21 protein-coding genes are annotated in these 23,827 nt (G+C 39.3%); 18 read left to right on the top strand and 3 right to left on the bottom strand.

The window, feature by feature from the left end; all coding sequences use genetic code 11:
* The first annotated feature begins 11 nt into the window (after positions 1 to 11).
* The 10 genes from eno to MCO_RS00915 all read left to right on the top strand — a co-directional run bounded on the left by eno (position 12) and on the right by MCO_RS00915 (position 10,140).
* Positions 12 to 1,280 (top strand): phosphopyruvate hydratase, encoded by a 1,269-nt coding sequence (gene eno / locus MCO_RS00960; protein ID WP_007552027.1) that lies wholly within the window; start codon positions 12 to 14, stop codon positions 1,278 to 1,280.
* A 92-nt stretch (positions 1,281 to 1,372) separates the two neighbouring features.
* Positions 1,373 to 1,780: a TM2 domain-containing protein gene (locus MCO_RS00955; RefSeq protein WP_007552026.1), complete on the top strand. Its 408-nt coding sequence runs from the start codon at positions 1,373 to 1,375 to the stop codon at positions 1,778 to 1,780.
* A 397-nt stretch (positions 1,781 to 2,177) separates the two neighbouring features.
* Entirely contained in the window at positions 2,178 to 2,567 is a 390-nt protein-coding gene (locus MCO_RS00950; RefSeq protein ID WP_007552023.1) for a TM2 domain-containing protein, read from the top strand.
* Positions 2,568 to 2,751: 184 nt separating this feature from the next.
* Positions 2,752 to 3,069 carry a septum formation initiator family protein gene (locus tag MCO_RS00945; RefSeq protein WP_007552022.1) on the top strand — a complete coding sequence of 106 codons (318 nt, stop codon included), beginning with the start codon at positions 2,752 to 2,754 and terminating at the stop codon, positions 3,067 to 3,069.
* Positions 3,070 to 3,188: 119 nt separating this feature from the next.
* A complete protein-coding gene (gene pdhA / locus MCO_RS00940) occupies positions 3,189 to 4,229 on the top strand; it encodes a pyruvate dehydrogenase (acetyl-transferring) E1 component subunit alpha (RefSeq protein ID WP_007552020.1) in 1,041 nt (346 codons plus the stop codon).
* A gap of 16 nt (positions 4,230 to 4,245) precedes the next feature.
* Positions 4,246 to 5,622, top strand: a complete 1,377-nt coding sequence (locus tag MCO_RS00935) for a pyruvate dehydrogenase complex E1 component subunit beta (protein WP_007552019.1) — start codon at positions 4,246 to 4,248, stop codon at positions 5,620 to 5,622.
* Between the two features lie 14 nt (positions 5,623 to 5,636).
* Positions 5,637 to 6,962, top strand: a complete 1,326-nt coding sequence (locus MCO_RS00930; protein WP_007552018.1) for a pyruvate dehydrogenase complex dihydrolipoamide acetyltransferase — start codon at positions 5,637 to 5,639, stop codon at positions 6,960 to 6,962.
* Positions 6,963 to 7,184: 222 nt separating this feature from the next.
* Positions 7,185 to 8,645, top strand: a complete 1,461-nt coding sequence (gene lpdA, locus MCO_RS00925) for a dihydrolipoyl dehydrogenase (protein WP_007552017.1) — start codon at positions 7,185 to 7,187, stop codon at positions 8,643 to 8,645.
* A 68-nt stretch (positions 8,646 to 8,713) separates the two neighbouring features.
* Positions 8,714 to 9,676 (top strand): lipoyl synthase, encoded by a 963-nt coding sequence (gene lipA, locus MCO_RS00920; protein ID WP_007552016.1) that lies wholly within the window; start codon positions 8,714 to 8,716, stop codon positions 9,674 to 9,676.
* Positions 9,677 to 9,678: 2 nt separating this feature from the next.
* Positions 9,679 to 10,140, top strand: coding sequence for a type II toxin-antitoxin system RatA family toxin (locus MCO_RS00915; protein ID WP_007552015.1), 462 nt, complete (start codon positions 9,679 to 9,681; stop codon positions 10,138 to 10,140).
* An 87-nt stretch (positions 10,141 to 10,227) separates the two neighbouring features.
* On the opposite strand, the gene MCO_RS00910 is transcribed toward MCO_RS00915, so the two are convergent.
* From MCO_RS00910 to rirA, 3 genes are read right to left on the bottom strand one after another with little or no spacing between them, the layout of a single operon-like run.
* Entirely contained in the window at positions 10,228 to 10,716 is a 489-nt protein-coding gene (locus tag MCO_RS00910) for a CinA family protein (protein WP_007552014.1), read from the bottom strand.
* Entirely contained in the window at positions 10,713 to 11,906 is a 1,194-nt protein-coding gene (locus MCO_RS00905; protein ID WP_196794015.1) for a bifunctional 2-C-methyl-D-erythritol 4-phosphate cytidylyltransferase/2-C-methyl-D-erythritol 2,4-cyclodiphosphate synthase, read from the bottom strand. Before MCO_RS00905 ends, MCO_RS00910 begins: the two co-directional genes overlap by 4 nt.
* A 24-nt stretch (positions 11,907 to 11,930) precedes the next feature.
* Positions 11,931 to 12,377 carry an iron-responsive transcriptional regulator RirA gene (gene rirA / locus MCO_RS00900; protein WP_007552012.1) on the bottom strand — a complete coding sequence of 149 codons (447 nt, stop codon included), beginning with the start codon at positions 12,375 to 12,377 and terminating at the stop codon, positions 11,931 to 11,933.
* Positions 12,378 to 12,552: 175 nt separating this feature from the next.
* Here rirA and MCO_RS00895 point away from each other — a divergent pair, with 175 nt between their 5' ends.
* The 8 genes from MCO_RS00895 to MCO_RS00860 all read left to right on the top strand — a co-directional run bounded on the left by MCO_RS00895 (position 12,553) and on the right by MCO_RS00860 (position 23,722).
* Positions 12,553 to 14,817: a PAS domain-containing sensor histidine kinase gene (locus MCO_RS00895; RefSeq protein ID WP_007552011.1), complete on the top strand. Its 2,265-nt coding sequence runs from the start codon at positions 12,553 to 12,555 to the stop codon at positions 14,815 to 14,817.
* Position 14,818: 1 nt separating this feature from the next.
* The gene (locus tag MCO_RS00890; protein WP_007552009.1) at positions 14,819 to 16,177 is read left to right on the top strand and encodes a sigma-54 dependent transcriptional regulator; all 1,359 of its coding nucleotides are present in this window, start codon (positions 14,819 to 14,821) and stop codon (positions 16,175 to 16,177) included.
* A gap of 4 nt (positions 16,178 to 16,181) precedes the next feature.
* Positions 16,182 to 17,558: a Trk system potassium transporter TrkA gene (gene trkA, locus MCO_RS00885; protein WP_007552008.1), complete on the top strand. Its 1,377-nt coding sequence runs from the start codon at positions 16,182 to 16,184 to the stop codon at positions 17,556 to 17,558.
* A gap of 10 nt (positions 17,559 to 17,568) precedes the next feature.
* Entirely contained in the window at positions 17,569 to 18,336 is a 768-nt protein-coding gene (locus MCO_RS00880) for a hypothetical protein (protein ID WP_007552007.1), read from the top strand.
* Positions 18,337 to 18,524: 188 nt separating this feature from the next.
* Positions 18,525 to 19,148: an ATP-dependent Clp endopeptidase proteolytic subunit ClpP gene (clpP, locus tag MCO_RS00875; RefSeq protein ID WP_007552006.1), complete on the top strand. Its 624-nt coding sequence runs from the start codon at positions 18,525 to 18,527 to the stop codon at positions 19,146 to 19,148.
* 185 nt (positions 19,149 to 19,333) lie between these two features.
* Positions 19,334 to 20,608, top strand: a complete 1,275-nt coding sequence (gene clpX, locus MCO_RS00870) for an ATP-dependent Clp protease ATP-binding subunit ClpX (RefSeq protein WP_007552005.1) — start codon at positions 19,334 to 19,336, stop codon at positions 20,606 to 20,608.
* 181 nt (positions 20,609 to 20,789) lie between these two features.
* Positions 20,790 to 23,213 (top strand): endopeptidase La, encoded by a 2,424-nt coding sequence (lon, locus tag MCO_RS00865; protein WP_007552004.1) that lies wholly within the window; start codon positions 20,790 to 20,792, stop codon positions 23,211 to 23,213.
* 230 nt (positions 23,214 to 23,443) lie between these two features.
* The gene (locus tag MCO_RS00860; protein WP_004860173.1) at positions 23,444 to 23,722 is read left to right on the top strand and encodes an HU family DNA-binding protein; all 279 of its coding nucleotides are present in this window, start codon (positions 23,444 to 23,446) and stop codon (positions 23,720 to 23,722) included.
* Positions 23,723 to 23,827 lie beyond the last annotated feature (105 nt).

The following is a 23,827-nucleotide window of genomic DNA, read 5'->3' as shown; positions in this document are numbered from 1 at the left end:
AGGAAACGCACATGACTATAATTGTCGATATCATTGGACGTGAAGTGCTTGATAGCCGAGGTAACCCAACGGTAGAAGTTGATGTTCATTTGGAGAACGGAGTTTTGGGTCGTGCTCTTGTTCCCTCAGGGGCATCTACGGGGGTACATGAAGCTATCGAGCTTCGTGATGGTGGCATGCGTTATCAAGGAAAAGGTGTTGAAAAAGCGATTGCTGCAGTAAATGGCGAAATTCTTGAAGAACTTGGTGGGCGAGATGCAAGAAATCAAATCGCTATTGATCAAGCAATGATTGCCTTGGATGGAACACCAAATAAAGCGCGTCTTGGCGCCAATGCACTTCTCGGCGTTTCATTGGCTGTTGCAAAAGCGGCTGCGGAATCATTAAATTTGCCTTTATATCGCTATATTGGCGGTACACAAGCGCATGTTCTTCCCACTCCTATGATGAATATTATCAATGGTGGTGTCCATGCTGATAATCCAATTGATTTTCAAGAATTTATGATTATTCCTGTAGGCGCGTCAACGGTGAAAGAAGCAATCCGCTATGGAGCTGAAATTTTTCATACGTTAAAAAAACGTTTAAAAGATGCAGGCTATAATACTAATGTTGGTGATGAAGGTGGTTTTGCGCCTCAATTTAAAAGCGCCGAGCAAGCAGTTGATTTTATTATGGAATCTATAACAATCTGTGGATATAAACCAGGTGAACAAATTGCACTTGGTTTAGATTGTGCTTCGACGGAGTTTTATAAAAATGGTTCGTATTTCTATAAAGGTGAGGGTAAATGTCGTGATGCTCAGGAACAGGTAGATTATTTGGCAAAGCTTGTTGAAACTTATCCCATTATTACGATTGAGGATGGGATGGCTGAAGATGATTGGGAAGGTTGGAAGTTACTTACTGATTCGATTGGTAAAAAATGTCAGCTTGTGGGTGATGATTTGTTTGTAACAAATTCAGCGCGTTTGCGTGATGGCATCAAAATGGGTGCTGCTAATTCTATCCTTATTAAAGTTAACCAGATTGGTACGTTAAGTGAGACGCTTGATGCTGTAGAAACAGCGCATAAAGCAGGTTATCGTGCTATTATATCTCACCGTTCGGGAGAAACGGAAGACTCTTTTATTGCTGATCTTGCTGTTGCAACAAATTGTGGGCAGATTAAAACAGGCTCGCTTGCACGTTCGGATAGATTGGCAAAGTATAATCAGCTCATTCGTATTGAAGAAATGCTTGGGAAGCAGGCATATTATGCTGGTAATTGGCATCGTTGAGTCATGAACGTAAGATTTTAGCTTGTGATCTCATTGGGGTTATAAGATGTAACTGTAAGATATGTGTGAAACCAATTTTATAGGTATTAAGGATGAGAGGTATAATTATTAATCAAGATCAAGGAAGTTATCTCGTTTCCGGTGATGATGGCACACGTTATCAGTTTGCGACTGGAGATTGGTTAGGAAAAAATCCACCGAGAGTGGGTGATGCTGTTGATTTTGTATGCGAAGAGAGCAATATTAATTCTGTTTTCCCATTGTTGCAACAAGATTCTGAGCCTCCGAAAACAATGTTAGCACTCATTTGTTGGGTCTCTGGTCTATTTGGTGTTCATCGCTTTATGGTTGGTAAAGTGAGAACTGGTGCTTTAATGCTAATTCTGTCTTTAACGTTTTTGGGGCTGTTGATTACAGGGATTTGGGCGATTGTTGACTTTATAGTTATTGTTGCTGGGAAGTTTACTGACAAAGATGGTAGGCAAATTACACGTGGGTAGAAATTATGCGTCATAATGTAATATGTAAAAAGGAAATAATGTTTTTTAATTTTGTTGTGGTTGATCGATGAAGTTGTAATACCTAGAGTTTTTTTAGTATACTTATTTGATGATCGGATGTTAATGAAAATGATGCATAGTTAAATAAAAACATTGTAAAAGATTGTGTTATTTTATATGAGTAAGATGGAGACACAAATCGATTAAGGCGTGTTTTATATTGCCGCTTATAGTGGTGGGGGTGTGTTTATTGGGAAATTTTAAGCTATTTTAATTATTGTATTTATCACGGTGGATATGGATTGTATTCATACCGTGAAGTGCATCAATATATTAGCAAGTTAGCAGAAACTTCTTTATGAATAACATGTGAGTGACAATTCTATAAGTGGTCAAAATGAGAGGTATGATTATTGGTCAAGATCAAGAGAATTATCTCGTTTCGGGTGATAGTGGTAAGCGCTATCAATTCGCAATTTGGGATTGGTTAGGAAAAAAGCCGCCGAAGGCTGGTGATGCTATTGATTTTGTATGTGAAGGTGATGCCATTAAATCGATTGTTCCTCTCTTGGTGCAACAAGAACGATCAGAACAATCACAAGTACTACTTGCATTTGTTTGTTTTTTTGGAGGAGTATTAGGTCTCCACAGCTTTATGGTTGGTCAAGTTGGAACAGGTGCTTTAATGCTTCTTCTAACTCTAACAGTTTTTTGGGCGTTTATTGATTTTATAGTTATTATAACAGGAATTTTTACTGACAGCGATGGGGCTAGAGTCAAAAGTTAGTGAATATACCGAATATTACAATATAAAAGTAGATCATATGGCATAGCCTTGTTATATCAGAGGTCTTTTAGTGTGTAACCACAAATCGCTTTTGTATAAGTCTTTGGTAATGAGGTGTTAATTAAAATCATGCATAGTTTGGCTAATTATTAAGAGGATTATGCTATAAAGACTGTGCTATTTTATGTGGACAAAGCAGAAACGCAGATCAATCAAAGTACGCTTTGTACTACCACTTATGACAGTGGGAGTTTTGAGCTATTTCAGTTATCACATTTACCATGGTGAATACGGCTTGTATTCACGCAGTGAAGTTAATAAACATATTGTGGAGTTAGAAGAGGAACTTCATAAAGTAGAAGCTAAACGGATATACATGGAAAAGCGCATTTCTCTTTTGCGCAATGGGCACATTGAAAAAGATATGTTGGATGAGTATATCCGGAAGAATTTAAATTTTTCTAAGCCAAATGAATTGACAATTCTAACTCCTTGTAAATGATATAATTTCAAAAAATATTTTGAAACAATTACCTATGGTAGTGTTTGAGCTGATTGATAATGCTTGTAACTTTTGTTCGTAAAGGTTATTCCTAGATCAATCATAAAAGGGAGTTTAATATGGCAGAAAGGTCTAAAAAAGGTTCTGCGGCGGTGGTGTGCACTACATTATCAAGCACTACGAAAAGAGCACCAATAGCGCGTTTTACAAAAGAAGAGGAAATTGATGCTTATCGTGAGATGCTTTTAATTCGCCGTTTTGAAGAAAAAGCGGGGCAACTTTATGGTATGGGGCTTATTGGTGGTTTTTGTCATCTCTACATTGGGCAGGAAGCTGTTGTTATTGGAACACTGAAGGCGGCTAAAGAAGGCGATCAGGTTATTACATCTTATCGTGATCATGGACATATGTTAGCGGTTGGTATGAGTCCGCGTGGTGTTATGGCAGAACTTACGGGGCGTCAAGGTGGCTTTTCTAAGGGGAAAGGGGGTTCGATGCATATGTTTTCTAAAGAAAAGAATTTTTATGGCGGGCATGGCATTGTTGGAGCTCAGGTTCCAATTGGCTCCGGTTTGGCATTTTCGAATCAGTATCTTGGTAAAGATAATGTAACATTAGTGTATTTTGGCGATGGCGCTGCCAATCAGGGGCAGGTTTACGAAAGTTTTAATATGGCTTCACTTTGGAGGCTTCCTGTTGTTTATATTATTGAAAATAATCAGTATGCTATGGGAACATCGGTTGCACGTGCATCGGCAGAAACGGATTTTTCTCGTCGTGGTCTTTCTTTTGAGATTCCAGGCATTGTTGTTGACGGTATGGATGTTCGAGCAGTGAAAGGAGCTGCTGATGAAGCAATTTCTTGGGCGCGTTCTGGTAAAGGGCCGATTATCCTTGATATGCAGACCTATCGCTACCGTGGTCACTCTATGTCTGATCCAGCAAAATATCGATCAAAAGAAGAGGTTCAGAAAATAAAAGAGGACCATGATCCAATTGATCAGGTAAAGAATCGGATTCTTGAACAAAGCTGGGCGAGCGAAGACGATTTAAAGTCTATTGACAAGGAAGTGCGTGCGGTTGTTGCGGATGCAGCGGATTTTGCGCAAAGTGATCAAGAGCCAGATGCTTCTGAGCTCTATACTGATATTTTAGTTTGATGCGAGGAAAGCAAGCATGTCTATTGATATTTTGATGCCAGCGCTTTCACCAACGATGGAAGAAGGTAAATTGTCTAAATGGCTGAAGAAAGAAGGCGATAAAATTAGCTCTGGCGATGTAATTGCTGAAATTGAAACAGATAAAGCAATAATGGAAGTCGAGGCTGTCGATGAAGGCACTCTTGGTAAAATTTGTGTACTTGAAGGTTCGGAAGGTGTGAAGGTTAATACCGTTATTGCGGTATTGTTGGAGGAAGATGAAAGTGTTGAGAATATTTCACAAACTGTCAATTCTTTAAATGCACATAAAAAAACTGGGGCTGCTGCATCTTCTTCTCTTGCTTCATTAGTGCCGGTCTCTCCTACTTTTGATAGCGCTCCTGATTTTGATATTCCAGCGGGGACGCAAATGGTTACAATGACAGTGCGCGAAGCGCTTAACCAGGCTATGACTGAAGAGATGCGGCGTGATGAGATGGTTTTTCTGTTGGGAGAAGAAGTAGCGCAATATCAAGGTGCTTATAAAGTTAGCCAAGGTTTATTAGAAGAATTTGGTGAACGCCGAGTTATCGATACACCAATCACAGAACATGGTTTTGCAGGATTAGCTGTTGGTGCTGCCTTTGGAGGGTTACGTCCCATTGTTGAGTTTATGACGTTTAATTTTGCTATGCAGGCAATTGATCAAATTATCAACTCAGCAGCAAAAACGCGTTATATGTCTGGTGGACAAATGACTGCTCCTATGGTTTTTCGTGGTCCAAATGGTGCGGCTGCGCGTGTAGGTGCGCAACATTCTCAGTGCTATGCCGCATGGTATAGTCATATACCAGGTCTTAAAGTTGTTATGCCTTATAGTGCTGCGGATGCAAAAGGTTTGCTAAAAGCTGCTATTCGTGATGATAATCCTGTTATTTTTCTTGAAAATGAGATTTTGTATGGTCATCAATTTGATGTTCCTCAAATAGATGATTTTGTTTTACCTATCGGTCGGGCGCGTATTCATAAATCTGGACAAGATGTTACGATTGTTGCATGTGGGATTGGGATGCATTATGCAGTTCAAGCGCTGCCAGAAGTTGAAAAGCTTGGTATTGACGTAGAATTAATTGATTTGCGGACAGTGCGTCCGATGGATCTTCCAACAATTCTTGCTTCAGTTAAAAAAACAGGTTGTTTGGTAACAATTGAAGAAGGTTATCCTCAGTCATCCGTTGGCACTGAAATAGCAACACGTGTTATGCAGCAGGCTTTTGACTATCTTGATGCGCCAGTTGCTACAATTTCTGGCAAGGATGTTCCTATGCCTTATGCTGCCAATCTTGAAAAATTGGCTTTGCCAAACATTGCTGAGATTGTAGAAGCTGTTAAGGCTGTGACTTATAGAGCATAACGGAGGAAAGCACTATGCCCATTAAAATTACAATGCCTGCGCTTTCTCCAACGATGGAAGAAGGGACTTTATCAAAATGGAATGTGAAGGCTGGGGACAAGGTTTCCTCTGGTGATGTTATTGCTGAAATTGAGACAGATAAAGCAACCATGGAAATAGAGGCCGTTGATGAGGGAAAGGTTGCTAAGATCGTTGTTCCTGCTGGAACGCAAGGTGTTAAAGTGAATAGTTTAATTGCTATTTTAGCAGAAGAAGGTGAAGATTTGTCTGAGGCAGCAAAAGTTGCAGAAGAAACCTCTTCCTCTTTTGCAATCAAAGAATCAGAGGACGCAAAACAGGCAGATTCAAAGACAGCACAAATGTCTCCTGTATTGTATCAGCAATTAGTAGAAAAAGATAAAAAGGACATACGCCTTTTTGCTTCTCCCTTAGCGCGGCGATTGGCGGCTCATGCAGGTCTTGATTTATCACTTGTTTCTGGGAGTGGTCCCCGTGGGCGTATTATTAAACGTGATGTAGAAAAAGCTATGAGTAGTGGTATTTTAAAGGATTCTGGCTCGTCACAAATTGAACAGCCGATAGTGGCAGCTGCTTCTGATAAACAGATATTGCAACTTTTCAAAGAAGATGAATACACCTTCATACCTCATAATAATATGCGTAAAACAATCGCTAAACGTTTGGTGGAATCAAAACAAAAAGTACCGCATTTCTACGTGACGCTAGATTGTGAACTTGATGCGTTATTGGATCTGCGTACGCAATTGAATGCTGCGGCACCGATGATTAAGACGCAAGAAGGGATTATGCCCGTTTATAAACTTTCCGTTAACGATATGATTATTAAAGCTGTCGCTCTTTCTTTGAAGGCGGTTCCCGATGCGAATGTATCTTGGCTTGAAGAAGGAATACTTCATCACAAACATTGTGATGTTGGGGTAGCTGTATCTGTTGAAAATGGGCTAATTACACCAATTGTTCGCCGTGCAGAAGAAAAATCTTTATCAATTATTTCTCATGAGATGAAGGATTTTGCAAAACGTGCACGTGAGCGTAAGTTAAAAATGGAAGAGTATCAGGGGGGAACAACAGCTGTCTCAAATATGGGGATGTATGGTGTGAAAAGTTTTTCTGCTATTCTTAATCCGCCGCATGCGACAATTTTTGCGATTGGAGCAGGTGAACAACAGGCTGTTGTTAAAAATAATGCATTGGCAGTTGCGACGGTCATGTCTGTTACAATTTCTGCCGATCATCGTGCTGTTGATGGCGCGTTAGCAGCAGAGCTTGCGCGGACTTTTAAGAAAATGATTGAAAATCCATTAGCAATGTTAATTTGAGCTGTTTAAAAGTACTTCACATAAATTGTATGTGAGTATGGTAGGTTAATATGGTAGAGGCAGATTGAGAGAGTTTCAATGGCAATATTGCTATCTCTTCTGACTGTTAAAGGCATATATGGTGAGTTTTGAATGAAAAACACGCGATTCTGTCAAGTTGTTTTTTGGTCTTAAGCTCAGAGAGTGCCTATCGGTTTTGTATATATCCATGGAGGAATTACTGTGGCGAATCTTTATGATGTAATTGTGATTGGATCGGGTCCTGGAGGATATGTAACCGCAATTCGTGCGGCGCAATGTGGCTTCAAGACGGCGATTGTTGAACGTGAACATCTTGGTGGGATTTGCTTAAACTGGGGGTGTATTCCAACAAAGGCACTGTTACGTTCCGCAGAAATAAAGCATTTTGCTGAACATGTAAAGGATTATGGTCTAACGTTCAACGGGTCGATTGAAGTAAATATCAAGGATATCGTAGCACGTTCACGCGGGGTTTCAGCACGTTTAAATGCTGGTGTTGGTTTTTTGATGAAAAAAAATAAAATTGATATTATTTGGGGGGAAGCAAAACTTACCAAGAAGGTGAAAGGGAGCCAGCTTACGGAAATTATGATTTCTTCATCGTCCAAACCGATTATGCAACCGCAAAATCCAGTACCTAAAGGTACATTAGGGGAAGGGACTTATCAAGCAAAACACATCGTTATTGCAACGGGTGCACGTCCTCGTTCTCTTCTTGGGCTTGAGCCAGATGGAAAGCTTATTTGGACTTATTTTGAAGCTATGATACCACAGTCAATGCCGAAATCGCTTTTAGTAATGGGGTCTGGAGCAATTGGCATTGAATTTGCTTCTTTTTATCATGATATGGGAGCGACAGTAACTGTTGTTGAAATGATGCCTCATATCATGCCTGCTGAGGATGTTGAAATTTCAACATTTGCTCGTAAACAGTTAGAAAAAAAAGGTATACGGATCCTCACGCAAGCGAAAGTAATGAAAGTTGAGAAATCTTCCGATTCTGTTATTGCGCATATTGATGTTAAAGGTAAGACAGAAACAATTACAGCTGATCGGTTAATTTCAGCTGTTGGGGTTCAGGGTAATATTGAGAATCTTGGATTGGAAGCATTGGGTGTAAAAACTGAACGTGGGTGCATTGTAACCGATGAATGGAGTTGGACAGGGGTAGAGGGAATTTATGCTATTGGTGATGTGGCTGGTCCTCCTATGTTGGCACATAAAGCAGAAGAAGAAGGCGTGATATGCATTGAACATCTTGCGGGGTTGGAGAATGTTCACCCGCTTGATAAGAAAAAAATTCCAGGATGTACATATTGTATACCACAAGTTGCCTCTGTAGGGCTTTCAGAAATAGCAGCAAAAGAAGCTGGTTATGATATACGTGTTGGTCGTTATTCCTTTTCAGCGAATGGTAAGGCCATTGCTTTAGGGGAAGATCAGGGATTGGTTAAAACTATTTTTGATAAAAAAACAGGACAACTGCTTGGTGCACATATGGTAGGAGCAGAAGTAACAGAATTGATACAAGGTTTTGTCATTGCCATGAATCTTGAAACAACCGAAGAAGAATTGATGCACACCGTTTTCCCACATCCAACATTATCAGAAATGATGAAAGAGAGTGTATTGGATGCTTATGACCAAGTTTTAAATGCTTGATGATTGGATTTTCTGAAAAATTTTGTTTATGTAATTTGCGTTCCATATTTAAAAGGCAGAGGTCTTAAATGGTTACGGTTGTTGACAGAGTTACAAATAGACGCCTGCGTCATCCTGAAAAGGCGCATCGTCCGGATACAAGCATTCAAAAAAAGCCGGAATGGATTCGCGTAAAAGCGCCAACATCACAGATATATAAAGAAACGCGTGGTATTGTACGTACTCATAAATTAGTAACCGTATGCGAAGAAGCTGGTTGCCCAAATGTTGGCGAGTGTTGGAGTCAGCGGCATGCCAGTTTTATGATTTTGGGTGAAATATGTACACGGGCTTGTGCTTTTTGCAATGTCGCAACAGGTATTCCACTTGCAGTTGATGATAATGAGCCAGAACGTGTGGCGGATGCTGTTGCACAAATGGAATTAAAACATGTCGTGATTACATCTGTTGATCGTGATGATCTTGGGGATGGTGGTGCGGAGCATTTTGCAAAAGTTATTTATGCTATTCGTAGAAAGGCTCCTAAGACAACCATTGAAGTTCTTACACCTGATTTTCGTCATAAAGATGGAGCTTTAGAAATTGTTGTTGCTGCTAAGCCCGATGTTTTTAATCATAATTTGGAAACAGTTCCATCTAAATATTTAAAGGTTCGTCCAGGGGCACGTTATTTTCATTCAATTCGGTTATTACAACGCGTTAAAGAACTTGATCCAACAATTTTTACAAAATCAGGGATTATGGTTGGCCTTGGGGAAGAAAGAAATGAAATTCTTCAATTGATGGATGATTTACGCTCTGCTGATGTTGATTTTATGACAATTGGACAATATTTACAGCCTACGCGAAAACATCATCCGGTTATTCGTTTTGTACCTCCTGAAGAATTTGAATCTTTTGCCAAGATTGGTAAAGTGAAGGGTTTTTTACATATGGCTTCCAATCCTCTGACGCGTTCATCTCATCATGCAGGCGATGATTTTGCAATTTTGCAAAAAGCGCGTGATGAAAAATTTGCCTTGCAGAGATAATTATGCCAACTTTTACAACACATCGGCAGATTGCCCATAGTGCTAGTGAAATGTTTGATCTTGTCTCAGATATTGAGCGTTATCCTGAATTCTTACCAATGTGTGAGGCGTTAGTGGTTCGTTCTCGTAAGGAATATGAGGAAAAGACATTGCTTCTTGCTGACATGATAGTTGGCTACAAGGTTATCCGAGAAATTTTCACGACCCAAGTACTTCTTCAGCCGAAGAAAAATCTGATAGAGGTTAAATATATTGATGGCCCATTCAGATATCTTGAAAATCGTTGGACTTTTTATGATATTGAGAATACCAATGCATGTAATGTAGCGTTTTTTATTGATTATGAATTTAAAAGCAAAATGCTTGGATTGGTGATGGGATCAATGTTTGATATTGCTTTTCGTAAATTCACCGATGCTTTTGAAATGCGTGCGCACCGAATTTACGGTCCTCCGGTAACATGATTTATTCTGTTGATTTTGTTGCATAGTAAGTATTGCATGTTATAGATTGTGATGAGGTGAAATCTAGAAATTTGACTATGGAGAATGTCATTGGAGAGATTCCAAGATCATTTTAAAAGCATTTTCGACGGTTGCATAGCGTATAGTATTACGATCAAGATCTCCGAAACGCACTTCTGTATGCAGGGTTTTGTGATTCTTGTAAGCAATTGCAAAATGCACAAGCCCTCTAGGTTTATCGAGACATGCCCCTCCTGGTCCTGCAATTCCTGTTACAGCGATTGCAATTCCAGCTTGTGAGTGTTTTAATCCACCCTCGGCCATTGCAAGAGCAACTTCCTTTGAAACGGCACCGTAGTTTTTTATAAGTTCAGTGCATACGCCAACAAGGTGCGTTTTCGATTCATTTGAATAAACGACAAATCCACAATCAAATACATCTGATGAACCTGCAATAGTTGTAAGATTTGCAGCAATAAGCCCTCCTGTACAAGATTCAACAGTTGTTAAAAGCAAACCTTTTTGGCGACATGCTGTAAGGACTTCACGTGCTTGTTTTTCACAAAAATATGTCATTTGGGAATTTCTCCTAGATAAAGGACGCTGGCTGTTGCAAAAGCTGCAATGCCTTCGCCACGACCAATAAATCCGAGTTTTTCATTTGTTGTTGCTTTGATGGAGATTCGATCGGGTGAAATTGTGAGTATATTCATAAGATTTTCTATCATTTTATGACGATAAGGGCCGATTTTAGGTTCTTCGGCAATCAGCGTGATATCAACATTGGCAATACGACCGTACGCTTGTTTAACAATATCAAGAGCGTGACGAAGAAAAATTTCTGACGATGCATTTTTCCATTGGGGATCAGAAGGAGGAAAATGTGTACCAATATCTCCTGCCCCTCGCGTAGCGAGAAGGGCATCTGTTAGTGCATGAAGCGCGACATCAGCATCAGAGTGTCCATTCAATTTTTTATGAAAAGGAATTTTTATACCACATAATGTAAGAGAAGTTCCTTCCTCGAAAGAATGAACATCATAACCATTGCCGGTACGGATATCAGGAAACATTTGCATTTTTTTTTGGAGATATAAATGTGCGGTATCAAAATCTTGGTGCCATGTAATTTTTATGTTGTTAGGGTCTCCAGGGATGCCACGCATAGGAATCCCAAACCATTCTGCAATTGCAGAATCATCGGTAAATTCCTTTTTGCAAACTTGCATTGCTTTTTCATGGGCAGCTAAAATGCTCTCAAAAGGAAAACACTGTGGAGTTTGTGCGCTATAAAGGTTAGTGCGTGGAATTGTATCTAAAACGTAATATGTGCTATTTATGCGTTTGAGAGTATCAGAAATTGCGAGAACAGGCAGAACACCTTCTTGATGATTGACAGTTGCGTGGATTTGCTCGAGGAGCTGATTTTCGATAAAGGGGCGCGCACCATCATGAATATGTACATACTGGGGCTTGAACTTTTTAAGTGCATGAAGCCCACATAAGGTGGATATTTGACGTGTATTGCCCCCTTCAACGATGATAAGCTGCTCTTTAAAATCAACGATAGCTTGCTCACAAATTTGGCGGTCTTCCGGATGAATAACGAGGATAATAGTCGTGATGGCAGGATTCTGCAAAAAACAACGCACAGCATGACAAATAACCGGCTCGTGCCCTAGAAGCTGGTACTGTTTTGGAATTTTGTGTAGAGATTTTGCCCTTTCACCGCGTCCAGCGGCTAAAATTATTGCTGCAATAGAAATACTTAATCTCCCTTCTGCATTATCTTAGTTTATTATTTTATGATCATCAATTTTAAATTGATTTTGAAAAGTTGGTCGTTGAAGATCGGCAAGGGATATCACTGATAATACATCAAAAAAAGCATTTAAAGCTTTTTGAAGTGCGGTATTTAAACCACAAAAATTTATCAATGGGCAATTAGGTTCTGCGGTATCGAAACATTCTGCCATGGAAAAGTTATCTTCTGTTACTTTTACAACATCAGCTACCGAAATCTCTGCTGCGGGTTTAGCTAATTTAACGCCACCATTACGTCCGCGTACTGTCTGTATAAAACCTGCTTCAACAAGTGGTTGAAGGATCTTAAATAAAAAAAGTTCGGAAACAGCATATGCTTTGGCAATTTCTGGAATACGACTAAGAGCCCCCTGATTATCTGCACAGTACATGAGCATCCTGAGCGCATAATTTGTCTGTTTGGTTAACCGCATTTCATCTCCTCTGTAAATATTACTGAACGCACTTTATTTTAAAGATATTTTGTAAAATGTAGAAGTTCTTTCTCTATTTGCTCGTTTGATTATAGTTTAAATGTAGTATTAGTATTGTAAATTTTTGTTACAAAAGGTTATATGGGGCAACGAGATAAGGTAATGTAAGCTAATCATGAATACAACATCTGTAATGAATCTCCAAGATACAGATCAAAATATCTCTAACGATGAGTTGTATCGCTTAAGTAAGGTGTATATCTTTTTAGGGATCACAATTATTGTGTTGGCTCTGCTCACAGCATCTGTTTCGTTTATCATTCTTATTGGATTAACACTTGTTGTTCCTAGTAGGGCTGTAACTCTCGTTCTTATAGGAATTAACAGTGTCTGGGTTTTAGGACTCGTGATCATTGTTTTTTATGAGATGATTCCCATCATTCGTGCGTGGCGTTCGAGACGTGCAGGCTCTCGCCTTCATGTTCGTCTTATTTCGTTATTTGCACTTGTTGCAACAATGCCGGCTGTTGCAGTTGCTCTTGTATCAGGTCCTGCACTGAATTTAGGACTTGATCGATGGTTTGATACGACAACACGGCAAATTGTAGGTTCTTCTATCAATTTAGCGAATGCTTATGCGGATGAAATGCTTCAAAATATGAAAAATTTATCCTACGCTATGGCATTTGCGCTTGATAACAAAAAGCTTTTAGAGCGTAATCCAGCTGAATATAAGATGCAATTAACGCGTCATGCTATAGGGCGCAATTTGCGTGGTGCATTTTTGTTAAGTTCTAGCGGAAATATTTTTATATCGAGTAGTCTTGGTGACGAGGATAAACTACCGATTCCTCCTGCTAATCTTATAGAGCGTGCAACCAGCGCAAGACCTTTTTCTTTTCAACCGGGGGTTCATGATTATTTTGGCATTATTTTAAAATTTACGAATATTCCAAACACATTTTTGTATTTGGTGCGCGATGTTGATAAAGAAGTTTTATCTGCTTTGCGTTTGACGGAAGTCAATACAGATCGTTATCGTGACTTAAATGAAAATCGTCTGCTGACTCAAATCGCATTTGGTATGCTTTATTTGTGTCTTTTTTTTAGTTTATTCTTATCAGCTATTTGGGCTGGTATTGCTGTTGCTGATCGCCTAGTACGCCCTATTCGTCTTCTTATTAGTGCTGCTGATGATGTGGCTTCAGGGAATATGGAAGTTTTTGTACCAGTACGCGCCAAGGATGGAGATATTGGGCAGTTATCGAAAACTTTTAATTACATGGTCAGTGAATTAAAAAGTCGGCGCAATGAGTTGATTGCAGTTCGTGATCAAATTGATGAGAGACGGCGTTTTTCTGAAGCTGTTTTATCTGGTGTAACAGCGGGTGTGGCAGGTATTGATGATAATGGCGATGTTACAATTATCAATCGGTCTATTGAAACGATGTTTGATATTCGCTCTGAACAAGTTATTGGGCACAGTCTTTTATCGTTAAGTGCTGAAATTTGGCAAGTTTTTCAGGTCGCACGTTCGTTAGGTCGCAAAAATCACCGTGAGCAGGTAACTTTAAGTGTTGCAGGACAAGAACGTGTTTGTAATGTGCAAATTACGATGGAAGAAGATGATGGGCAGGGACAATCTTGGGTTCTAACAATTGATGATATTACAGACCTTGTTGCTGCACAACGTACATCGGCATGGGCAGATATTGCACGCCGTATTGCACACGAAATCAAAAATCCACTTACACCTATTCAGTTATCGGCTGAACGTATTCGTAAACGTTACAACCAAGTTATTACACAAGATCGAGAGATCTTTGAGCGGTGTATTGATACGATTATTCGACAGGTTGGAGATATTGGGCGTATGGTTGATGAGTTTTCTTCTTTTGCGCGTATGCCTAAACCGCAAATGAATGTTTTAGATATACGCGGCTTACTGCGTGAAGCATGTTTCTTGATAGAAGTTACTCGGCATGATATTTATTTTGAACAGGACTTAGGAAGTGTACCACTTGTGGGTGCATTTGATAATCGCCTTATTGTACAAGCTTTTTGCAATGTTATCAAAAACGCAAGTGAATCTATAGACATGGTCATACGAGAGGAAGCTATCCATGGGCATATTCTTGTACGTTCTTATCGTCAAGAAGGGTATGTGGTTGTGGATGTGATTGATAACGGCAAAGGACTTCCTAAAGAGCAAAGACAAAAATTATTAGAGCCTTATATAACAACGCGGGAAAAGGGAACAGGGCTCGGATTAGCCATTGTACGCAAGGTTATTGAAGATCATGGTGGTTCCATGGAATTGCATGATGCGCCGAAGAGTTTTTATGAAGGCTGTGGCGCAATGATCCGTTTGATATTCCCATCGGATGGGGCTAAGCAGGGGAATATTACACAAGCCACAAGTCATAAGATAGGGGAATAGAATGGTATCAGATATCTTAATTGTTGATGATGAAGCAGATATTCGTGATCTTGTCGCTGGTATTTTGGATGATGAAGGTTATGAAACGCGTGTTGCCTGTAACTCTGATGAAGCTTTAGCACAAATTAATGAGCGTATTCCAAAGCTCATCTTTTTAGATATTTGGTTACAAGGAAGTCGTCTCGATGGTTTAGCGCTGCTTGATGAAATTAAAACGCGATATCCTGCTCTTCCGGTAGTTATGATCTCTGGTCATGGTAATATTGAGACGGCTGTTTCCGCTATAAAACGAGGGGCATATGACTTTATTGAAAAACCTTTTAAAACTGATAGGCTTGTATTGGTTGCAGAACGGACTCTTGAAAACTCAAATTTAAAACGTGAGCTTTTAGAATTACGCAAACGCTCAAGTGAGACATTGGAACTGCTTGGAACATCAACCGCTATAAAACATTTGCGCCAAATCATAGAAAAAGTAGCACCAACTAATAGCCGTGTTATGATTACAGGTCCTTCTGGGGCGGGAAAAGAGATGGTTGCACGTGCTATTCATGCGCTTTCAACGCGTTCAAATGGACCATTTGTGACAATAAACGCTGCAACGATTACTCCAGAAAGAATGGAGATAGAATTGTTTGGCAACGAAATGGAAGGGGGAGAGCGCAAAATTGGCGCATTAGAGGAAGCTCATGGTGGAATATTATATCTTGATGAAATTGCGGATATGCCACGTGAGACTCAAGGTAAGATTCTTCGGGTGTTAACGGGGCAGACATTTGAGAGAGTGGGCGGCACAAAACGTGTCAAGGTGGATGTTCGTATCATTTCGTCAACGGCGCAAAATCTTGAAAACCTCATTTCTGACGGGCGTTTTAGGGAGGATCTTTTTCACCGTCTTTCGGTTGTTCCCATTGCTGTTCCACCACTCTCATCACGTCGTGAAGATATTCCGGAACTTGTGCATCATTTTGTGAAAACAATATCGCAGCAGGTTGGTATTAAGCCGCGTGAAATCAGTGATGATGTCATATCTATTTTACAAACACATGCTTGGCCGGGTAATGTACGGCAATTACGCAATAATATTGAACGTCTTCTCATTCTTGTGCGTGATGGTGATGGCCCAATAACAGCAGAATTTCTCCCTAGTGAAGTGAACGATTCTTTGCCACGTATTCAAATGGATGCAGATGAGAATATAATGGATTTACCGTTGCGTGAAGCACGGGAATTGTTTGAAAAGAGGTATTTGGTGGCGCAGATTGGTCGTTTGGGTGGAAATATATCTCGTACAGCTGAATTTATAGGTATGGAGCGTTCAGCTTTACACCGTAAGCTTAAAGCGCTTGGAGTCTCGTAATATTATGCGTGTTATTATTTGCGGAGCAGGACAGGTTGGTTATGGAATAGCAGAGCGTCTTGCTGCTGAAAATCATGATGTTACTGTTATTGATATTGAAACGAGATTGATTGAAAAAATTCGCGACACGTTGGATGTGAGAGGTATTGTCGGTCACGGTTCACGACCTGAGGTTCTTTTGGCTGCTGATGCAGACAAAGCTGATATGTTAATTGCAGTAACTTTATTTGATGAAGTCAATATGGTGGCTTGCCAAGTGGCGCACTCATTATTTAATGTTCCAACAAAAATAGCACGTATTCGCTCACAATCTTATTTAGAGCCACGCTATAAAACGCTTTTTGCTAGAGAGAATATTCCCATTGATGTGGTTATTTCGCCGGAAGTTGAAGTTGGGGAAATGGTTCTACGTCGTATTGCTTTACCTGGTGCAATAGATGTTCTTTATTTTTGTAATGATGATATTGTTACATTAGCCTTGGAATGTATGGAAGATTGCCCAGTTATTAATACACCTTTACGTCAATTAACGGAGCTTTTTCCCGACCTTCGCACGACGGTTATCGCTATTAAGCGTGGTTCAGAATTATTGGTTGCGCACTCAGAGACGCAATTACGCGTTGGCGATGTGACCTATCTTGTTGCTGCTCGTGATCAGATGCGTCGTGCAGTTGGGCTTTTTGGTCATAAAGAACAAGATACCCATCGCATGATTATTGCAGGAGGTGGTCATATTGGTCTTTACGTTGCTCAGGCTATTGAAAAGCGCCTTCATAAATTAAGATTGAAGATTATAGAATCGCAGAGAGAGAGAGCGCTAACAATTGCTGACCAACTTGAAAAAACAACGGTCTTATATGGTAACGTATTAGATCCAGTGATTCTTCAGGATGCTGGAATTGACCAGGCCGATTTAATGATTACATTGACCAATCAGGATCAGGTCAATCTCTTAAGTGCTATTATTGCTAAAAGATTGGGATGCAAAGCCAACATGGTATTGATCAATAATGTTGCTTATCAAGAGTTTAGCCGTGCAGTTGGTGTGGATGCATATCTTAATCCACATAGTGTTACTATATCGAGAATTTTGCAACAAATGCGCCGTGGTCGTATTCGTGCTGTTCACTCAGTTTTTAATGGGAAGGCAGAAATTATCGAGGCTGAGGTTATGCAAACATCTTCATTGGTTGGTAAGTCATTGTCAGAGCTTGATTTATCAGATGGTTTGAGAATTGGTGCAATCTATCGCAACAAGACAATAATACAGCTTTCGGCAGATACGCGTATTTTGTCTGGTGACCGGATAGTAATTTTTGCTCTTTCTGAGTGTGTGCGTGATGTTGAGCAGCTATTTCGTGTGAGTTTAGAATATTTTTGATATATCGCCTATGGATATTTGCACTTTTTGGTATAGTGGACAATTAAGACTGGTTGATAGACTTTGTTTATCTTCAATGGTTAAAACTGGGCAACGCGTTAAGCTTTTCAGTTATGATAAAAAAATAGAAAATCTACCTGTTGGTGTTGAATTGTATGAAGCCGAATCAATTCTACCACGTTCAGCAATTTATCGCCTTGATCCTAATTTTTCTGATGATAAACTAGGATGTACGGTTGTTCAGTTTTCGGATTTTTTTCGTGTTATGCTGATGAAATATCGGCAAGGTGTTTGGTTAGATACAGATGTTTATTTGGTTAAACAATTTCACCCAGATGCGGATAAGGTTTGGTTTGCAAAAGAAAATGCTGTAAGGGTAGGTGTTTCTGCACTTTATTTTCCGTCCGATAACCCTATTATAAAAGTGTTTGAAGATTATTGGGCCGGAACAGAAATGGTTCCTGAGTGGCTTGGGTTTAAGCGTCGTGTTTGGAAACCATTCTGGTTAAAGAGGAAAAAAATGCCGATTTTACCAGGAAGTCTTGGAGTTACGATATTTGGTAATGATGGTATTTCACGATTAGCTAAACGATATGGTTTTTTTCATGAAGCAAAAGAAAAGGAAACTTTTTATTATTGGACAGGACGAAAAACTGAGTACATTTTTGATTCAGCTTTTGGTATTGAGCCACTTGCAGATCCACGTTTGATAGGATTTCATATTCACAGAAAAGCAAAGATGACTCAAAAACCTCAGGAAGGAAGTTTTTACCATTGAGCAGTGTCTCGCATTTCTAATGCGCATGATTTTTTCAGGTAGAGTTATTATTGCTATTTTAACCACTGGGGTTTTAATTTTGCCTAAAGAGCATTAGATTGTAGCTTGCGTAAGAGACTATTGTTAGCCTATGGGGAAAAGCATTGAATGCGTAAAGAGCGATTGTTATATGAACGGAAAGTAAAAACATGAGTGATCTAATGAAAACAGCATTAAGCCTTGTGCCTATGGTTATTGAACAAACTAATCGTGGGGAGCGGGCTTATGATATTTTTTCCCGTCTTTTAAAGGAGCGGATTATTTTTATTAATGGTCCGGTTGAAGATGGTATGGCAATGCTTGTTTGTGCGCAATTGCTCTTCTTGGAAGCCGAAAATCCTAAGAAAGAAATTAGTCTTTATATTAATTCACCTGGTGGTGTTGTGACATCTGGTATGGCAATTTATGATACTATGCAGTTTATTCGCCCTCCTGTTTCTACGCTTTGTATGGGGCAAGCTGCGTCTATGGGGTCTTTACTTTTAACGGCTGGAGCGAAAGGTCACCGTTTTACATTGCCGAATGCACGTATTATGGTGCATCAACCATCTGGCGGTTTTCAAGGTCAGGCTTCAGATATTGAACGGCATGCACAAGATATTATAAAGATGAAACAGCGTTTAAATGAAATTTATGTTCAGCATACAGGTCAGGATTATGAAGTTATTGAGAGAACTCTTGATCGTGATCATTTTATGACAGCGGAAGAGTCCAAGCAATTTGGCCTAGTTGATGATGTTATACAATATCGTGCAGAAACTGAAAAAGATTAAGAGTTTTTATAGAAAAAAGAGCTACTTTAAAGAGAGAGTTTTATAAAAATATCACGAAAATAGCGGAAAAACACCTAAAGAGTATTTATGACACGCGGTTTTTTTATATGTCTTTTAGTTTTCGTTATGGAAAACTTCCTTTGAAAAGACAAAGTATTCGTATAGCGTGGTGAAAGGAAAGAGAAATGAGCAAAATTGGCAATAGTGGGAGCGAATCAAAAAATACTCTCTATTGCTCGTTCTGCGGCAAAAGTCAGCATGAGGTGCGTAAACTCATCGCGGGGCCTACTGTATTCATTTGTGATGAATGCGTAGAGCTTTGCATGGATATTATTCGTGAAGAAAATAAATCTTCTGGGATTAAGGCACGTGATGGTGTTCCCACTCCCCAGGAAATTATAACAGTTCTTGATGATTACGTTATTGGTCAGCAACATGCAAAGCGTGTTCTTTCTGTTGCTGTTCATAATCATTACAAGCGACTTGCGCATCAGTCTAAGAGCAGTGATATTGAGTTAGCAAAATCGAATATTCTTCTTGTTGGTCCAACGGGGTGCGGTAAAACTTATCTCGCACAAACATTGGCACGTATTATCGATGTACCTTTTACGATGGCTGATGCGACTACTTTGACTGAAGCAGGATATGTAGGTGAAGATGTTGAAAATATTATTCTAAAGCTTCTTCAAGCTGCTGATTATAATGTTGAACGTGCACAGCGTGGCATTGTCTATATTGATGAGGTTGATAAAATTTCTCGTAAAGCTGACAATCCTTCTATTACAAGAGATGTTTCAGGGGAAGGTGTGCAGCAGGCGTTATTAAAAATTATGGAAGGAACAATTGCTTCTGTTCCCCCTCAAGGTGGGCGCAAGCACCCGCAACAAGAGTTTCTTCAGGTTGATACAACAAATATTTTATTCATTTGTGGAGGTGCTTTTGCAGGTTTAGAGCGGATTATTTCAGGACGTGGTGAAAAAACTTCTATTGGTTTTTCTGCTACTGTTAAAGCACCTGATGAGCGTTGTGTTGGTGAAATTTTTCGTGATTTAGAGCCTGAAGATCTTATAAAGTTTGGTTTGATACCAGAATTTATTGGCCGTCTTCCTATTGTAGCTACCTTAGAAGATTTAGATGTTAACGCTCTTGTTAAAATTTTATCACAACCCAAAAATGCGTTGGTGAAACAATATCAGCGTCTTTTTGAGATGGAAAATGTTGAGTTGGCATTTCATGAAGATGCTTTACGTGTTATAGCTAAGAAGGCGATTGAGCGTAAAACCGGTGCGCGTGGTTTGCGTTCTATTATGGAGAAGATACTTCTTGAAACGATGTTTGAGCTTCCTGCTCTTGAAGGTGTTCAAAAAGTAGTCATTTCGAGTGATGTTGCTGATGAAAAAGCGCGTCCTCTTTACATTTATTCAGAACGTGCAGAAGATAAAGAAAATGTATCGGCATGATGTTTTGAGATATGAGAAGTGGTAATGAACACCATGTGAGGATGAATGTTCCTATATATTATAGTCATGATTCTTGATTTATACGCTCGCAGTTACCACTTCATGTATTATGGGATGCCGAAGTTTCTTCTAAAGGTGGGCTTGTGTAATGGATAGATCATAAGTTCCAGAAAGGAAAGTTATGCAATATATTGGTGAAAAAACAGATGAAGTAAGAGAGGGATTTTATGCTGTTTTACCTCTTCGTGATATTGTTGTCTTCCCGCATATGATTGTTCCACTTTTTGTGGGCCGCGAAAAATCAATTCGTGCTCTTGAAGAAACGATGGCGGTTGATAAACAGATACTTTTGGTTACACAAAAAAATGCTTCTGATGATGATCCAAAATCAGAAGATATTTATGACATAGGTACGCTTGCCAATATTCTTCAACTTTTAAAGCTTCCTGATGGAACTGTGAAGGTTTTGGTTGAAGGTACCGCGCGTGCAAAAATGAGTCAATTTGTTGCGAGTGAAGATTATCATCAGGCTTGTGTAACTGTTACAGAAGAGCCTAGAGAGAATGGTGTTGAGACTGAAGCTCTTTCAAGATCGGTGATTTCTTATTTTGAAAACTATGTAAAACTTAATAAAAAAATTTCTCCTGAAGTTATTAATGCTATTGGTCAGATTGATAATCCTTCTAAACTTGCCGACACTATTGCTTCCCATTTGATGATTAAACTTTCAGAAAAGCAGGAAATATTAGAGCTATTACCTGTACGCAATCGTCTTGAACGTGTTCTTTCTTTCATGGAAGGAGAAATTTCTGTTTTGCAGGTTGAAAAGCGTATCCGTTCGCATGTCAAACGGCAAATGGAAAAAAACCAAAGGGAATATTATCTCAATGAGCAGATGAAGGCTATTCAGAAAGAATTAGGAGCGGGTGAGGATAGCCGCGATGAGCTCTCTGAATTGGAAGAACGTATCAAGAAGACAAAACTTTCAAAGGAAGCACATGAAAAGGCTGGGGCAGAATTGAGAAAATTACGGAATATGTCCCCCATGTCAGCAGAGGCGACAGTTGTACGTAACTATCTTGATTGGTTGTTAGCAATACCTTGGGGAAAAAAGTCGAAGATTAAAAACAATTTGGACTTTGCTGAAAGAGTCATGAATAATGAGCATTTTGGTCTGGAAAAAGTTAAGGAACGAATTGTTGAATATTTAGCAGTACAAAGTCGAGCATCAAAGATAAAAGGTCCAATTATTTGCTTGCTGGGCCCTCCTGGTGTGGGAAAAACATCACTAGCCCGCTCTATTGCAAAAGCAACGGGGCGTGAATATGTTCGCATTTCATTAGGAGGGGTGCGGGATGAAGCAGAAATTCGTGGACACCGCCGGACATATATTGGTTCTATGCCTGGAAAAATTATTCAGTCTATGAAAAAATCTAAAAAATCTAATCCACTTTTCTTACTTGATGAAATTGACAAAATGGGGCAAGATTTTCGTGGGGATCCTTCGTCAGCTTTATTGGAAGTACTTGATCCTGAACAAAATGGTACATTTATTGATCACTATTTAGAAGTCGAATATGACCTTTCTGATGTAATGTTTATTACCACTGCCAATACGCTTAATATTCCAAGCCCCTTAATGGATAGAATGGAAATTATTCGTATCGCTGGCTATACTGAATGTGAAAAAATGGAGATTGTTAAGCACCACCTTTTACCAAAAGCATTAAAAGATCACTGTTTGTCTAAAAAAGAGTTCAGCGTTTCTGATGGTGCTATAAAGTCTATTATCCAATTTTATACACGTGAAGCAGGAGTGCGTAACCTTGAGCGTGAATTAATGAAGATTGCACGTAAATCAGTTACAAAAATTCTTAAAACACATCAAAAATCTGTAAAGATTACAGAAGATAATATTAATGATTTTTTGGGTGTTAAGCGTTACCACTACAATCAGATTGAGGGAGAAAATCAAATTGGTGTTGTTACTGGGCTTGCGTGGACGGAGGTTGGTGGAGAGCTATTGACCATTGAAGGGGTTATGATGTCAGGTAAAGGTAAAATGACTGTAACTGGCAATTTGCGCGATATTATGAAAGAATCAATTTCAGCGGCAGCATCTTATGTACGTTTTCGTGCTGTTGATTTTGGTATTGAACCCCCGCTTTTTGATAAACGTGATATTCATGTTCATGTTCCAGAGGGTGCGACACCAAAAGATGGACCATCAGCTGGGATTGCAATGGTGACGGCAATTGTTTCAGTGCTAACAGGAATAGCAGTACATAAAGATATTGCAATGACCGGCGAAATTACTTTACGTGGACGTGTTTTACCGATTGGTGGATTGAAAGAAAAATTATTGGCAGCGCTTCGAGGAGGTATAAAAAAGGTACTTATTCCTGAAGAAAACGCAAAAGATTTGATTGATATTCCTGATGACGTCAAAAATAATATGGAAATTATTCCAGTAAATCATGTGAGTGAAGTTCTTAAGCATGCTTTAGTTCGTTTTCCTGAACCTATTGAATGGACAGAACCTTCCACCGTGCCTGTACCTATCAGGACAGAGAACGATAGTGAAGGAATACAGATAGCGCACTGATTCATTGTCTTATTTATAATTGCATTTTCAAAGCAACAGAATGCATTTTCGTGGTTATTTTTTTGTTTATTTTGAAAAAAAGTAAAAAATTCCGTGAATAACTATGATTATTGCTAAAAAAACAATGTTTTGGATGAAAATAAGACTTCTGTTTGCTGTACTTTTCAATAAACTAACCGACAACACGATTAAATTGTGTTATCTGGTAATATAGGGAAAGGAAATGTTTTATGAACAAAAGTGAATTGGTTAGCTCCGTTGCTGAAAAGGCAGGTGTTTCGAAAGCGCAAGCTGGCTCTGTTGTTGATGCTTTTATTGCTTCTGTAACAGAGGCTTTGGCTTCAGGAGGAGATGTTCGTCTTCCAGGCTTTGGTTCTTTTGAAGTTTCTCATCGTGCTGCTACAAAGGGGCGTAATCCTTCAACGGGTGCTGAAATAAATATTCCAGCGCGTTCTGTGCCCAAATTTTCTGCAGGGAAAACTCTCAAAGAAGCTGTTAATAAAAAATAATTTGTTCCACATAAAAAAACCCGGTTTATCTATAAGCGGGTTTTTTCAAAGATATTGTGTGCATGCTTTCTACGTAAAGTTTTTAGCAAGTGTTTGCGTCAAATC

The sequence above is a fragment of the Bartonella sp. DB5-6 genome (genome assembly GCF_000278115.1).
Classification (GTDB): domain Bacteria; phylum Pseudomonadota; class Alphaproteobacteria; order Rhizobiales; family Rhizobiaceae; genus Bartonella; species Bartonella refiksaydamii.
Note: the sequence above shows the minus strand (reverse complement) of the source record. Positions and strands in the feature narration are given on the sequence as shown.

Excerpts from the sequence above, each read along its gene's own strand:
- eno (WP_007552027.1), top strand. The coding sequence starts at position 12 with ATGACTATAATTGTCGATATCATTGGACGTGAAGTGCTTGATAGCCGA.
- MCO_RS00955 (WP_007552026.1), top strand. The coding sequence starts at position 1,373 with ATGAGAGGTATAATTATTAATCAAGATCAAGGAAGTTATCTCGTTTCC.
- MCO_RS00950 (WP_007552023.1), top strand. The coding sequence starts at position 2,178 with ATGAGAGGTATGATTATTGGTCAAGATCAAGAGAATTATCTCGTTTCG.
- MCO_RS00945 (WP_007552022.1), top strand. The coding sequence starts at position 2,752 with ATGTGGACAAAGCAGAAACGCAGATCAATCAAAGTACGCTTTGTACTA.
- pdhA (WP_007552020.1), top strand. The coding sequence starts at position 3,189 with ATGGCAGAAAGGTCTAAAAAAGGTTCTGCGGCGGTGGTGTGCACTACA.
- MCO_RS00935 (WP_007552019.1), top strand. The coding sequence starts at position 4,246 with ATGTCTATTGATATTTTGATGCCAGCGCTTTCACCAACGATGGAAGAA.
- MCO_RS00930 (WP_007552018.1), top strand. The coding sequence starts at position 5,637 with ATGCCCATTAAAATTACAATGCCTGCGCTTTCTCCAACGATGGAAGAA.
- lipA (WP_007552016.1), top strand. The coding sequence starts at position 8,714 with ATGGTTACGGTTGTTGACAGAGTTACAAATAGACGCCTGCGTCATCCT.
- MCO_RS00915 (WP_007552015.1), top strand. The coding sequence starts at position 9,679 with ATGCCAACTTTTACAACACATCGGCAGATTGCCCATAGTGCTAGTGAA.
- MCO_RS00910 (WP_007552014.1), bottom strand. The coding sequence starts at position 10,716 with ATGACATATTTTTGTGAAAAACAAGCACGTGAAGTCCTTACAGCATGT.
- rirA (WP_007552012.1), bottom strand. The coding sequence starts at position 12,377 with ATGCGGTTAACCAAACAGACAAATTATGCGCTCAGGATGCTCATGTAC.
- MCO_RS00895 (WP_007552011.1), top strand. The coding sequence starts at position 12,553 with ATGAATACAACATCTGTAATGAATCTCCAAGATACAGATCAAAATATC.
- MCO_RS00890 (WP_007552009.1), top strand. The coding sequence starts at position 14,819 with ATGGTATCAGATATCTTAATTGTTGATGATGAAGCAGATATTCGTGAT.
- trkA (WP_007552008.1), top strand. The coding sequence starts at position 16,182 with ATGCGTGTTATTATTTGCGGAGCAGGACAGGTTGGTTATGGAATAGCA.
- MCO_RS00880 (WP_007552007.1), top strand. The coding sequence starts at position 17,569 with ATGGATATTTGCACTTTTTGGTATAGTGGACAATTAAGACTGGTTGAT.
- clpP (WP_007552006.1), top strand. The coding sequence starts at position 18,525 with ATGAGTGATCTAATGAAAACAGCATTAAGCCTTGTGCCTATGGTTATT.
- clpX (WP_007552005.1), top strand. The coding sequence starts at position 19,334 with ATGAGCAAAATTGGCAATAGTGGGAGCGAATCAAAAAATACTCTCTAT.
- lon (WP_007552004.1), top strand. The coding sequence starts at position 20,790 with ATGCAATATATTGGTGAAAAAACAGATGAAGTAAGAGAGGGATTTTAT.
- MCO_RS00860 (WP_004860173.1), top strand. The coding sequence starts at position 23,444 with ATGAACAAAAGTGAATTGGTTAGCTCCGTTGCTGAAAAGGCAGGTGTT.